We start from the raw sequence: 13,372 nt of genomic DNA, 5'->3' as shown, positions 1-13,372 counted from the left end.
CGCGGGGAACTGCGCGACCAGCCACAGCCGGACCCGCAGCCGAAGTCCCCGCGCCACCCGCGGAGCGCCCGGCGGGGGCTATTCGAGAAGCTCCGCGTACGAGCCCATGGCCAAGGCGATGTCCGCCTGAGCCCAGAACCGGTGGTACGTGAACGAGGGCACCGCGCCGCCGGCGAGATAGCTCTCGATCTTCGACCAGGCCGGGTCGTCCTTGTAGAAGGACCGGATCGAGTCGAAGGTCGACGACGAGTTGATCGCGTCACCGTTCGGCATCGTGCCCGTCCAGCCACTGGGGATGTGCACCGGGTCGTCGAACCGGTTGTAGTCGGCCCGGGTCTCCGGGACGGCGATCCCGAGGGCGTCCTGGTGGTTGTCCCACATGCCGTCCAGCAGCTTCTTCGCCGCCGCCGCGGCCTCCGTGTCACCGGAGCGGTCCGCGTAGTGCGTCAGGGTCTTGGCGTACGCGCCGGCCACACCGACGTCGTTGGTGTAGTCGGCGACGGTGACGCGCAGTCCGCTGTTGGCGCCGGGGCTGGAGGCGTTCCAGGTGTCGGGCTGGCCCGACCACTGGAGCGTCGACGGGATGCGGAAGGTGCCGTCCGGGTTGAACGTGGTCTTGGACAGCGCCCAGTCGACCCACTTGTCGAGGACCGCCTTGGCCTTCGCGTTCCCCGTCTGCTGGTACAGCTCGGCGACCCGCTCCATGGACCACGCCTGGAAGCCGAACCACTGGTTGGACGGCGGGTCGTGGTACACGGGCTTCTCGTCGTAGTACATGCCGTAGAACGTCGACTTCCCGGCGGGCGGGGTCGCGTACCGGCCCGCCCAGCTGTTGGTCGCGCCACCGGCGATGGCGCCCTCGCTCGACTGCAGCCAGCGGTAGAACTCCAGCTGCCGGTCCATGGACTTGGCCCAGTCCGCAGCGCCCGTCGCCGACTTGGGCTTCAGCGGCGCGTAGTTGCCGAGCGCGTAGGCGGCGAGGGGGTTCTGGTAGCCGCCGTGGGCGTGGCTGGAGCCGATGCGCCAGGCCCAGCCGGCACTGGTGTCCGTGGCGCCGCCCCAGGCGTAGTACCAGGACATCAGGTAGAACGAGGCGTCCTTGCCGGTGCCCGCGGGGCAGGTCGAGGGTCCGACACAGTTGCCGACCTTCTTGAAGTACTTGTCGAACATCGAGTAGCGCAGGTAGTCGCCCATCTTGGCGGCCTTGCCCACCGTCGCGGAGACGGCCGAGCCCTTGCCCTGCTCCTTCGCCCACAGATCCGCCCAGTAGGCGGCCTGCACGGCCCGCGCGTCGGCGTCCGGCGCGTTGGTGAACTTCCACTGCTTGGCGTAGGAGGCGTCACCGGTGAACAGGTCCAGATAGCCGTTCTTGCCGCCGAACTTGAAGGCGTCACAGGTCGGCTGCGGCACCGTCTCCCACACCGACTCCTGCGCGCCGCGCTGGAAGGTGTTGATGTACGACGGGCCGGTGTCCGACGGGCCCGCCTCGCACTTGCCGGGCGAGTTGCCGTAGCCGTAGACGTTGTCGACGTCCTGGAGCCAGTGCATGCCGTAGACGTCGTCCGTGCCGTAGGCGCTCTTCAGTTCGCCCGCGATCGGGTCCGTGCCGACCGAGACGCCGGTGTCGAGCTTGGCCGGATACTCGTTCGGCGTGTCCAGCTCGGGGGCGTAGGTGGCCGGCTTGGAGGGGTTGTAGAAGGAGTTGGTCGGCTGGTCGGCCTTGGTGGGGATCATGTACTTCTCCATGAGGTCCCACGCGCCGTTGAACTTCGACCAGTCACCCGTCACCTTGCCGTACATGGCCTGGAGCCACAGGAGGTAGCTGTACGCCTCCGAGGTGGTCTCGTGACCGTGGTCCGGCGCCTCGACGATCAGCGTCTCGACCGAGTGGTAGGGGATCCCCTCGGGGGAGAAGTAGCCGTTCGCCGGGTTGGTGATCTTCCCGTAGAGCTCGAGGAAGCGGGCGTCGTAGACCTTCGCCGCCGCCAGCTGGGTGACGGTGACCGAGGCCTTCGCGTGACCCGCGGCCGTCGACTCGAACACGGCGGAACCGGTACCGGAGCCCGCGGCCGTGACGGTCACCTTCTGCGCGGTGTTCCAGTTCTGCGGCGTGAAGGTGAGCGAGGCGCCGGCCGAGACCGACAGGCCCGAGTTGCCGCTCGCGCGGGCCGAGGTCACCGTCACGTTCGCGGCAGGCTGCTTGGACAGCTTCACCTCGTACGTACCCGACTTGCCCGACTGGACGCCCAGTTGGAGGGGTGAGGCGACGACGGTGGGACCGGAGGCGACGGTGATGCCGACCGGGGTGGAGTCGGCGGAGGCGCCCATGCTGTCGTACGCCTTCGCCACCAGGGAATGACTGCCCACGGCCAAGTCGGAGACGGAGAGCGTGTAGGGCGCGCTCGTGTCCGTGCCCAGCAGCTTGGTGTCGTCGTAGAACTCCACCTTGCTGATCGAGGCGTTGTCCGCGGCGGCGGCGGTGGCCGCCAGGGGCACCGCCTGTCCCTGGGTGTAGACGGCGCCCGCGCTCGGGCTGGTCAGCACGGCGATCGGCGGCTGGTGCGCGCCGGTGCAGGGCGTGCCGTTGACCGAGAAGGACGTCGGCGCGGTGTTGCCGCCGCTGTAGGAGAACTGGGCGCCGGTGGAGACGGCGGCCCCCGCGGCGACCCGCGCGTTGTGGGCGGCGTTCTTCACGGTGATGTTCTGGCCGGACTGTGACCAGGTGCCGTTCCAGCCGTTCGCCAGCTTCTGGTTGCCGGAGTAGGCGTAGGTCAGCGTCCAGCCGTCGATGGCGTCCGTGCCGCGGTTGGTGAGGGTCAGGTCCACCGTGAAACCGGAGCCCCAGTCGTTCGTCTTGTAATCGACACTGCACTGAAGTGCCGCCGCCTGCGCGGGGGTCGACCCTGAGGAGAGCATCGTCAACGGAAGCGCGAGAGCTGCGAGGGCGGCGGTCCACAACCGCCGCACCGCTCCGCGTCTCCGGGGTGGGGGATGCATGGTGCTGGTCCCTCCTTGCGGCTCGGAGAAGTCAAGGCTTGAACCAGTGGGAGCGCTCCCATAGTGCGGACACGTCAGGTACCGGTCAAGGTCCTTGAAGAGTCGAAAAGATTCGACGCCCCGCGTTGAGCAAAAGTCAGTGACTCCCCTGTTCTTTACTGTCACTTGGCGCTACCTTCCTTGGCACCAGTGGGAGCGATTCCATCAGTCGACGCGTCCGTCACGGCACGCCCGACCTGCAAGGAGTCGCTCATGCGACACCCCCCGCCTTCAGTGCTTTGAGCCGCCGCCGGCGCCGGACGCCCGCGTGCGGCGGACAGTTGCCGCCCCGCGTCGGCCGCGTACGGCGCCGCACCGGCTCCGCCCTGCCCGCGAGAAGCCTCACCGCACCTGACGAACCCCCCACGCAACCGCGGACATCGCAAGGAACCCCCAACGGAAGAGGGACCCCCACTCATGAGCCGTACGAGAACCGCGTTACTGGCCGCCATGGCCCTGGTCGGTGGTGCGACCGGCACCGCCTTCGCCGTCGACCCGGCCGGTGCCGGCATCGCCGCCGTCCCGTGCACCGTCGACTACAAGATCCAGAACGAGTGGAGCACCGGCTTCACCGCCGCCGTGACCGTCACCAACAACAGCGCCGCCAAGTCCTCGTGGTCGCTGAAGTGGTCATACGCCGGCAACCAGAAGGTCACCAGCGGCTGGAACGCCAAGATCAGCCAGAGCGGTGCCGCCGTCACCGCCGCCAACGAGAGCTACAACGGTCAGCTGGCGAACGGCGGTTCGGTCAGCTTCGGCTTCCAGGGCAGCTACAGCGGCAGCAACGCGATCCCGGCGACCTTCACCCTCGACGGCGTGACCTGCAACGTCGACGGCGGCCCCGGCGGCCCCACGGATCCGCCGCCGGACCCGGGCGGCCCGGCGAACCGGGTGAACAACCCCTACGAGGGCGCGAAGGTGTACGTGAACCCGGAGTGGTCCGCGAAGGCCGCCGCCGAGCCGGGCGGCAGCCGCGTCTCCAACCAGCCCACGGGCGTATGGCTGGACCGCATCGCGGCCATCAACGGCGCGGGCGGCAAGATGGGCCTGCGTGCCCACCTCGACGAGGCCCTGCGCCAGAAGGGCTCCGGCGAACTCGTCGTCCAGCTCGTGATCTACAACCTGCCCGGCCGGGACTGCGCCGCCCTCGCCTCCAACGGCGAACTCGGCCCGACGGAGATCGACAAGTACAAGACGCAGTACATCGACCCGATCAAGGCGATCCTCGCCGACTCGAAGTACTCCTCGCTGCGGATCGTCACCACGGTCGAGATCGACTCGCTGCCGAACCTCGTCACCAACACCGGCAGCCGCGCGACGGCCACCCCGCAGTGCGACGTGATGAAGGCCAACGGCAACTACCAGAAGGGCGTCGGCTACGCGCTGAACAAACTCGGTGACGTGCCCAACGTCTACAACTACATCGACGCCGGCCACCACGGATGGATCGGCTGGGACGACAACTTCGGCCCCAGCGCCACCCTGTTCAAGGAGGCGGCGACCACGGAGGGCGCGACCGTCAACGACGTCCACGGGTTCATCACCAACACGGCCAACTACAGCGCCCTGAAGGAGGACAACTTCTCCATCGGCGACAATGTGGCCGGCAAGTCCGTCCGCGAGTCGAAGTGGGTCGACTGGAACCGCTACGTCGACGAGCTGTCCTTCGCCCAGGCGTTCCGCAACCAGTTGGTCTCGGTGGGCTTCAACTCGAACGTCGGCATGCTGATCGACACCTCCCGCAACGGCTGGGGCGGCGCCGCGCGGCCCACCGGACCGGGTGCGAAGACCAGCGTCGACACGTACGTCGACGGCGGGCGCTACGACCGCCGCATCAACCCCGGCAACTGGTGCAACCAGGCCGGAGCCGGCCTCGGCGAGCGCCCGCAGGCCAACCCGGCCGCCGGGATCGACGCGTATGTGTGGATGAAGCCGCCGGGCGAGTCCGACGGGTCGAGCAAGCTCATCCCGAACGACGAGGGCAAGGGCGCCGACGGGATGTGCGACCCGGCGTACCAGGGCAACCCGCGCAACGGCAACAACCCGTCCGGTGCTCTGCCGGACGCGCCGCTGTCCGGGCACTGGTTCTCCGCCCAGTTCCGGCAGCTGATGCAGAACGCGTACCCGCCGCTGTCCTGAACCGTCTCCGCTGACCGGCTGATCCGCCGGGGCCACGAGCCCCGGCGGATTTGCCGCACCGGCAACAGCAGTGGCCTCCGATCGGTGCGTCGGCGCACGCTGACCGCATCCGAGCGAGAGGCTGACCACCATGGCGCACCAGCACGACCACGAGCCCACGCACAAGCCTGGCCATCACCACGACCACACGGATCTCGACTGGGCCGAGATGGGCCCGATGCTGGAGTCCTCGGCGGAACTCTTCGCTTCCCTGTACGAACGGGCGCTGGGCTGGCTCGCGAAGGAGGTGACCGAGCCGGGCCTGATCGTCGACGCGGGCAGCGGGCCGGGTGTCGTGTCGTGCCTGTTCGCGGAGACGTTCCCGGGCGCGCGGATCGTGGCGGTGGACGGCTCCGAAGCGCTGCTGGAGCGGGCCCGGGCGCGGGCCGAGCGGCAGGGCGTCGCCGACCGCTTCGGCACGCTCGCCGGTGACCTGCCCGACGTGCTCGGCGAGCTGGACTACCCCGCCGACCTCCTCTGGGCGAGTCGCAGCCTGCACCACCTCGGTGACCAGCGGGCCGCGCTGGCCGCCTTCGCGCAGCGGCTCGCGCCGGGCGGCACGCTGGCCCTCATGGAGGGCGGCCTGCCCCTGCGGTTCCTGCCGCGTGACATCGGCATCGGCCGGCCCGGTCTCCAGGCGCGGATCGACGCGGTGGAGACGGAGTGGTTCACCCGGATGCGCACCGCGCTGCCCGGACACGTGGCCGAGACGGAGCACTGGCCGGCCCTGCTGGCCGCCGCGGGCCTCAAGCACACGAGGACGCACAGCTTCCTGCTCGACCTCCCGGCGCCCGCGTCGGACCGGGCGCGTGCCTATGTCGTGGCGTCCCTGTCCCACATGCGCGACAAGCTCACCGAGGGGCTCGACACCGAAGACCTCGCGACGGTCGACCGCCTCCTCGACCCCGACGACGAGGCGAGCCTGCACCACCGCCCGGACGTGTTCGTCCTGGAGGCCCACACGGTGCACACGGCGGTCCGGCCCGCGTAGCGTCGGCGGCCCTTGACTTCGAGAGCACTTCAACTGATGGACTCCCCGGCATCGCACTTCGTTCCACATCCCAGGGGGAATCCATGTCCGAGTCTCGGGTCGCGCTCATCACCGGTGGAGGCAGCGGGATCGGCGCCGCCGTCGCGCGGCAATTGCTGGAAGCCGACTACCGGGTCGCCGTCACCGGCCGCGGCGAGGAGCGGCTGCGCGGCTTCGCCGAGGAACTGGGGCGGCCCGACGGGCTGCTGACGATCGCCGGTGACACCGCCGTGTACGACGACGTCCGGGCGGCGGTCGACACCACCGTGAAGACCTTCGGCCGACTGGACACCGTCGTCGCCAACGCCGGTTTCGCCACCCACGACACGGTCGCGGAGGGCGACCCGGCCGGCTGGACCGACATGGTGCTGACCAACGTCCTCGGCCCGGCCCTGCTGATCCGGGCGTCCATCGACGCGCTGAAGGAGACGCGCGGCCGGATCGTCCTGGTGGGCAGCGTCGCCGGGTTCGTGTACGGACCGGGCAACATCTACGGGGCGACGAAGTGGGCGGTGACCGGGCTCGCCGAGAACACCCGGCGGCAGGTCACCGAGTGGGGCGTGGGCGTCACCCTGGTCGCGCCGGGCCGGACGGAAACCCCCTTCTGGGACTCGTACGGCAGCCTCCCGCCCGGTCACCTCCTCACCGCCGGCCAGATCGCCGACTCGGTCGTCTGGGCGATGAGCCAGCCGGAGGGGGTGGACATCAACACGGTGGTCGTACGGCCGGTGGGGCAGCCGGTCTGAGAGGGCCCGGAACGGCGGCACCCCGGTACCCGGCCCATCAGGGCCCGGGGACCGGGGCGTCGCGGGCGCGGCTCACGCTCCGTTGAACTCCGCCGGGTCCGGGCCCAGGCGCCGGTCCTCGTTCAGGGCGCTGATCGCCGCCAGGTCCTCGTCGTCGAGGCTGAAGTCGAAGACCTCGATGTTCTCCTTGATCCGCGACGGCGTCACGGACTTCGGGATCACCACGTTGCCCAGCTGGAGGTGCCAGCGCAGCACCACCTGAGCCGGGGTGCGGTCGTGCTTGCGGGCGATGGCCACGATCGCCGGGACCTCCAGCAGGCCCTTGCCCTGGCCGAGCGGCGACCAGGCCTCCGTGGCGATGCCCCGCTCCGCGTGGAAGGCACGGGCGGCCTCCTGCTGGAGGTGGGGGTGCAGCTCGATCTGGTTCACCGCCGGGACGACCGAGGTCTCACCGATCAGGTTCTCCAGGTGCTGGGGAAGGAAGTTGGAGACACCGAGGGCCCGGATCCGGCCGTCGGCGTGCAGCTTCTCGAACGCCTTGTAGGTGTCGACGTACAGACCCCGCTCCGGCGTCGGCCAGTGGATCAGGTACAGGTCGACGTAGTCCAGGCCGAGCTTCTCCAGCGACGTGTCGAAGGCGCGCAGCGTGGAGTCGTACCCCTGGTCGGCGTTCCAGAGCTTCGTGGTGACGAAGAGCTCCTCACGGGGGAGACCGGCGGCGGCGATGGCCTTGCCGGTGCCCTGCTCGTTGCCGTAGATCGCCGCGGTGTCGATGCTGCGGTACCCGGCCTCCAGCGCCGCCGCGACGGCCGTCTCGGCCTCGTCGTCGGGCACCTGCCAGACGCCGAAGCCCAGCTGGGGCATCTCGACGCCGTTGTTCAGGATGATCGGGGGGACCTTGCTCACGAGCTCTCGATCCTTCGGTAAGTGGTCAGGTGTGCTCCCATCGTGAACGATCACGGGCGGTGATGCATTCCTGACGGGAGAATTCCGAAGCCACACCTGCCCCGCGGGGCGGAGGTCACGCCCGGTAGAGCGCCTCGACCTCGTTCTCGTACGCCTTCTCGATCGCCTTGCGCTTCAGCTTCAGGGACGGGGTCAGCAACCCGTGCTCCTCCGTGAACGGCTGGGCCAGGATGCGGAAGGTGCGGATCGACTCGGCCTGGGAGACCAGGGTGTTGGCGGCGACCACGGCGCGCCGCACCTCCGTCTCCAGATCCGCGTCGCGCACCAGCTCCGCCGGGGACATCTGCGGCTTGGCCCGCATGGCCAGCCAGTGCTCCACGGCCTCCTGGTCGAGGGTGACCAGGGCGGCGATGTACGGACGGTCGTTGCCGACGAGGATGCACTGGTTGACCAGTGGGTGGTCCCGGACGCGTTCCTCCAGGACACCGGGCGAGACACTCTTGCCGCCGGACGTGACCAGGATCTCCTTCTTGCGGCCGGTGATGGTGAGGAAGCCGTCCTCGTCCAGTGCGCCGAGGTCGCCGGTGGCGAGCCAGCCGTCGTGCAGGGCCTCGTCGGTGGCCTTGGGGTTGTTGAGGTAGCCGTGGAAGACGTTCTCGCCGCGCAGCCAGATCTCGCCGTCGTCCGCGATGTGCACGGTCATGCCGGGGATGGGCTGCCCGACCGTGCCGAACCGGGTGCGGCCGGGCGGGTTGGCGGTGGCGGCGGCGGTCGTCTCCGTCAGGCCGTAGCCCTCGTAGATGTGCACGCCCGCCCCGGCGAAGAACAGCCCGAGCCGGCGGTCCATCGCCGAGCCGCCGGACATGGCGTGCTTGATGCGGCCGCCCATCGCGGCGCGGATCTTGGCGTAGACCAGCTTGTCGAACAGCTGGTGCTGCATGCGCAGGCCCGCCGACGGGCCGGGGCCGGTGCCCCAGGCCTTGGCCTCCATCGCGTCGGCGTACTTGATCGCGATGTCGACGGCCTTCTCGAAGGGGCCGGAGCGGCCCTCCTTCTCGGCCTTGCGGCGGGCCGCGTTGAACACCTTCTCGAAGATGTACGGCACGGCCAGGAAGAACGTCGGCCTGAACGCGGCCAGGTCCGGCAGCAGGGCCGCCGCGTTCAGCTGCGGCTGGTGGCCGAACTTCACCTTGCCGCGGATCCCGGCGACCTGGACCATCCGCCCGAAGACGTGCGCGAGCGGCAGGAACAGCAGGGTCGCCGCCTCGTCGCCGCGCTTGGAGTGGAACACCGGCTCCCAGCGCTCGATGACGGTGTCCGCCTCGTGCATGAAGTTTCCGTGCGTGATGACGCAGCCCTTGGGGCGGCCGGTGGTGCCCGAGGTGTAGATGATCGTGGCGACCGAGTCGGGTGTGACGGCCTGCCGGTGGCGGTGCACCACCTCGTCGTCGAGGTGCGCGCCCGCGTCGTACAGCTCGTGCACGGCACCGGAGTCGAGCTGCCACAGCCGGCGCAGCTGGGGCAGCCGGTCGATGACGGTGGCGATGGTCATCGCGTGGTCCTCGTGCTCCACGACCGCTGCCGTCACCTCGGCGTCGTACAGCATCCAGAAGCACTGTTCGGCGGAGGACGTGGGGTAGACGGGGACGACCTGGGCGCCGATGGTCCACAAGGCGTAGTCGAACAGGGTCCACTCGTAGCGCGTGCGGGACATGATCGCGACGCGGTCACCGAACCGGATGCCGCTCGCCAACAGGCCCTTGGCCAGGGCGAGCACCTCGTCGCGGAACTCGGCGCTGGTGACGTCCCGCCACTGGCCGGAGTCGTCCTTGCGGCCGAGGGCGATGTGCAGCGGGTCCTCCTGGGCATGCTCGAAGACCACGTCGGCCAGACCGCCCACCGGAGGTGCCAACGCCAACGGAGGGTTGGTGAACTCGCGCAAACCCCGCTCCCCGCTCCTCAGCGCTCCTGTCGAGTGACGCCCCGCACAGCGCCGTGAAAGCTACCCCACCCGGACAGGGGGCGGGAGGGGGTGCGAAGGTGAGCACCGCTCCGGTCTGCGCTGGTCAGTGAGGGAAAAAACACTCACATGGGGAAGGGTCGGACACATTCCTGACGGTTGAGTAAGTTTCGGTGCCGTAATCTCCACCGAATCTGTACGAGTCCCGGTGTCGTGCGATGTGTCTTCGAACGGGGTCTCTTCTGTCAGCGGGGTGACGGCGGATTCTGTTACTCCGGTTCGTCACAGCCCCTTGCGCTCGCTGCGGTGCAGCCGGTCGCCGCCCGCCAGGACCGCCGCCGCCAGGGCGTCCGCCGCGCCCTGGGCGGAGGGGCGGCGCCGGCCGTGGACCAGGACGAAGTCGACCTGCCCCAGTTCCGGCAGCCCCGCCCGGTCCGGGACCCGGACCAGTCCCGGCGGGATGAGGCCGCGCGAGTGGGCCATCACGCCGAGACCGGCCCGGGCCGCCGCGACCAGGCCGTTGAGGCTGCCGCTGGTGCACACCACGCGCCACTGGCGGCCCTGCCGCTCCAGGGCCTCCAGGGCGAGCGCGCGGGTGATGCCCGGCGGCGGGTAGACGATGAGCGGCACCGGGCGGTCCGGGTCGAGCCGGAGGCGTTCCGCGCCGATCCACACCAGCCGGTCGTGCCGGACCAGCTCACCCCGCGGGTCCTCGGGCCGCCGCTTGGCCAGGACCAGATCCAGCTTCCCCGCGGCCAGCTGCTCGTGCAGCGTGCCCGACAGTTCGACCGTCAGCTCCAGGTCGACCTCCGGATGCTCGTGCCGGAAGCCTTCGAGGATCTCGGGCAGCCGGGTCAGAACGAAGTCCTCCGAGGCGCCGAAGCGCAGCCGGCCGCGCAGCCGGGTGCCCGTGAAGAACGCCGCGGCCTGCTCGTGCACCTCCAGGATCCGGCGGGCGAAGCCGAGCATGGCCTCGCCGTCCTCGGTCAGCTCCACCGAGTGCGTGTCCCGGGTGAACAGCGTCCGCCCGGCGGCGTCCTCCAGCCGCCGCACGTGCTGGCTGACCGTGGACTGCCGCAGTCCGAGCCGCCGCGCGGCCTGCGTGAAGCTCAGCGTCTGCGCCACCGACAGGAACGTGCGCAGATGCGCCGGGTCGTACATGGGTGCCACGTTATCGCGAAACGCGATGACAGTGAGAGCGGTGTACGGGATTCCCGATCGCCGACCGGGGGAGCAGGATGGAAGGGGGCCGCCACGGCCCCGGACCGACGGAAGTACCAAGCAAGTGGAGCACCGTGAAACGCCTGCAGTGGCCGCAGTGGATGCCGATCGACCCCTACATCCTGCTCCTCCTCGGGACGGTGGGTCTGGCCGCACTGTTCCCGGCGCGCGGGCCGGCCGCCGACATCGCCTCCGGTGCCTCCACCGCCGCGGTCGCCCTCCTCTTCTTCCTGTACGGCGCCCGGCTGTCCACCCGTGAGGCGCTCGACGGGCTGCGGCACTGGCGGCTCCACATCACGGTCCTGGCCTGCACCTTCGTCGTCTTCCCGCTGCTCGGGCTCGCGGCCCGCGGGCTGGTGCCGGTGATCCTGACGCACCCGCTCTACCAAGGGCTGCTGTTCCTCACGCTCGTTCCCTCCACCGTCCAGTCGTCGATCGCCTTCACCTCGATGGCCCGCGGCAACGTGCCCGCGGCGATCTGCGCGGGCTCCTTCTCCTCCCTCGTCGGCATCATCGCCACCCCGCTGCTCGCGGCCTCGCTGCTCGGCGGCAACGGCGGCGGGTTCTCCGCCGACTCGCTGCTGAAGATCGTGCTGCAACTGCTGGTGCCGTTCGTCGCCGGACAGCTGCTGCGCCGCTGGATCGGCGGCTTCGTCACCCGCCGCAAGCGGGTCCTCGCTCTGGTGGACCGCGGTTCGATCCTGCTGGTCGTCTACACCGCGTTCAGCGTGGGTGTCGTCCAGGGCATATGGCACCAGGTCAGCCCCGAGCGGCTCGGCGGCCTGGTCGTCGTCGAGGCGGTGATCCTCGCCGTGATGCTGCTCCTGACCTGGTACGGAGGCAAGGCGCTGCGCTTCGGCCGGGCGGACCGGATCGCGATCCAGTTCGCCGGCTCGAAGAAGTCCCTGGCCGCCGGGCTGCCCATGGCGAGCGTCCTGTTCGGCGCGCAGGCGGCGCTCGCCGTGCTGCCGCTGATGCTCTTCCACCAGATGCAGCTGATCGTGTGCGCGGTGATCGCCAAGCGGCGCGCACGGGAGGCGGCGGGCGAGGTCACCGCGCCGCAGCCAGGCGCAGCGTCACGAACCGTGGTCGGTACAGGGACACGTTCCGGCTGAGCTGGGCGGCGGCGCCCGTCGTCTCCAGCCAGTTGACGTCGTAGCTCAGGACGAGCCGTCCCCCGCCGCTCAGCACCGGATGCGCCTGGGGGTTGTAGGCGGCCACCTGCCCCTGCGGCAGCGAGGGGCTGAACTCCTTCGCCGGACCGTGCCACGGCCCGGCCGGGGAGCAGGCCCAGTAGGAGGCCACGGTGGTCAGTCCCTTCGGGCCGGCGGCCATCGTGAACAGCACGTACGTGCCGCCGTCCCGGACGACCGTGAACGCGCTGCCCACGCCCGTGCGCCGCCCGTCGCCGAGCACCGGCCGGGGGCGGGCGCCGGGCACCCATGCCGAGCCGCTCCAGTACTGCCAGGCGTCCGGATCCGCGAGCCCGCCCTCCGGCACCCGCGCCGCGTACGCGTGCGAGGCGGGGCGGGAGGCGGCCCGGCCGTCGTCGCCACCGAACACGTACGTCCAGCCGTCCTCCTCGACCAGCGTCGTGCCGAACAGCGCGCGGCGGGACGGGTCGGGGACCGAACGCTGGTCGAGCACCTCGACGATCGACTCCAGGCGCAGTGCGGGCAGCGACAGGGTGGCGACCTCGGTGGCGGTGGGCACACCGTAGATCCACGGGGCCTGCCCCGCCGTGCGCACCCACAGCAGGACCCGCACGACCTGCTCCGGGGAGCCGGGGGAGCGGGGTTCGACGCGGGCGGCGACCGGCCAGCGCCACTGGTCGGGCGCCGGGTCGGCGAACAGCGGTGCGGGCAGGGTGGATTCGAGCCGGCCGTCGCGCATCAGCACGGCCGAGTTGCGCACCAGCGGCGCGGTCGTGTCCCGCCAGGCGTAGGACTCGCCGTGCGGGTTGGGCGGTCCGTACACGTGGCCCAGATAGGTGTCCGAGAACAGCCACAGCACCCGGCCGTCCGGCAGCCGCACCGAGTGCGTGCCGTCGCCGCCGGTCCAGTCGTCGGTGCGGCTCGCGTCGTCGCCGTAGCGGGCGAACTCCGCGGTGAGGCGGTCGTCCGCCTTCCAGGAGCCGACCGTGAGCGCCCGGCAGGCGTCGTCGTCCGAACCGTCGTCATCCGGAAGGGCGATGAGCAGCGCCGCGCCGAGAACCAGGACCAGCAGAAGGCCGATCCCGGTTCCCGTGCGCTGTCGTGCTCGTGCTGCTCCTGAGTCGTCGGGCACGTTCCGTGA

The 13,372-nt window shown here is 70.4% G+C and carries 9 protein-coding genes; 4 read left to right on the top strand and 5 right to left on the bottom strand.

The features are described from left to right. Positions 1-78: 78 nt before the first annotated feature. Positions 79-2,997, bottom strand: coding sequence for a glycoside hydrolase family 48 protein (locus ACFY9E_RS03445; protein ID WP_390978912.1), 2,919 nt, complete (start codon positions 2,995-2,997; stop codon positions 79-81). A gap of 456 nt (positions 2,998-3,453) precedes the next feature. Between ACFY9E_RS03445 and ACFY9E_RS03440 the strand changes: the two genes are divergently transcribed. The 3 genes from ACFY9E_RS03440 (at position 3,454) to ACFY9E_RS03430 (ending at position 6,990) form a co-directional block, all read left to right on the top strand. Next, positions 3,454-5,175, top strand: coding sequence for a glycoside hydrolase family 6 protein (locus tag ACFY9E_RS03440; RefSeq protein WP_390978910.1), 1,722 nt, complete (start codon positions 3,454-3,456; stop codon positions 5,173-5,175). Positions 5,176-5,305: 130 nt separating this feature from the next. Further along, positions 5,306-6,205, top strand: a complete 900-nt coding sequence (locus ACFY9E_RS03435) for a methyltransferase (protein WP_390978908.1) — start codon at positions 5,306-5,308, stop codon at positions 6,203-6,205. Between the two features lie 83 nt (positions 6,206-6,288). Continuing rightward, a complete protein-coding gene (locus ACFY9E_RS03430) occupies positions 6,289-6,990 on the top strand; it encodes an SDR family NAD(P)-dependent oxidoreductase (RefSeq protein ID WP_390978906.1) in 702 nt (233 codons plus the stop codon). A 72-nt stretch (positions 6,991-7,062) separates the two neighbouring features. Here the strand turns inward: ACFY9E_RS03430 and ACFY9E_RS03425 are convergent, their stop codons facing one another. The 3 genes from ACFY9E_RS03425 to ACFY9E_RS03415 form a co-directional block, all read right to left on the bottom strand. After that, positions 7,063-7,854, bottom strand: a complete 792-nt coding sequence (locus tag ACFY9E_RS03425) for an aldo/keto reductase (protein WP_390980279.1) — start codon at positions 7,852-7,854, stop codon at positions 7,063-7,065. A 157-nt stretch (positions 7,855-8,011) separates the two neighbouring features. Continuing rightward, entirely contained in the window at positions 8,012-9,838 is a 1,827-nt protein-coding gene (locus tag ACFY9E_RS03420) for an AMP-binding protein (protein WP_390978904.1), read from the bottom strand. 300 nt (positions 9,839-10,138) lie between these two features. Then, on the bottom strand, positions 10,139-11,017 hold the full coding sequence (locus ACFY9E_RS03415; RefSeq protein ID WP_390978902.1) for a LysR substrate-binding domain-containing protein: 879 nt from the start codon (positions 11,015-11,017) through the stop codon (positions 10,139-10,141). Positions 11,018-11,178: 161 nt separating this feature from the next. Here ACFY9E_RS03415 and ACFY9E_RS03410 point away from each other — a divergent pair, with 161 nt between their 5' ends. Continuing rightward, a complete protein-coding gene (locus ACFY9E_RS03410) occupies positions 11,179-12,192 on the top strand; it encodes a bile acid:sodium symporter (protein WP_390980277.1) in 1,014 nt (337 codons plus the stop codon). Here ACFY9E_RS03410 and ACFY9E_RS03405 read toward each other — a convergent pair. After that, positions 12,128-13,363, bottom strand: coding sequence for a DUF4185 domain-containing protein (locus ACFY9E_RS03405; protein WP_390978900.1), 1,236 nt, complete (start codon positions 13,361-13,363; stop codon positions 12,128-12,130). The genes ACFY9E_RS03410 and ACFY9E_RS03405 overlap by 65 nt on opposite strands. Positions 13,364-13,372: the final 9 nt, after the last annotated feature.

Origin of the sequence: Streptomyces sp. NPDC012466 (assembly GCF_042955215.1) — a bacterium.
GTDB lineage: Bacteria > Actinomycetota > Actinomycetes > Streptomycetales > Streptomycetaceae > Streptomyces.
The sequence above is the reverse complement of the archived record's forward strand: the minus strand, read 5'-3'. Positions and strand labels throughout refer to the sequence as shown.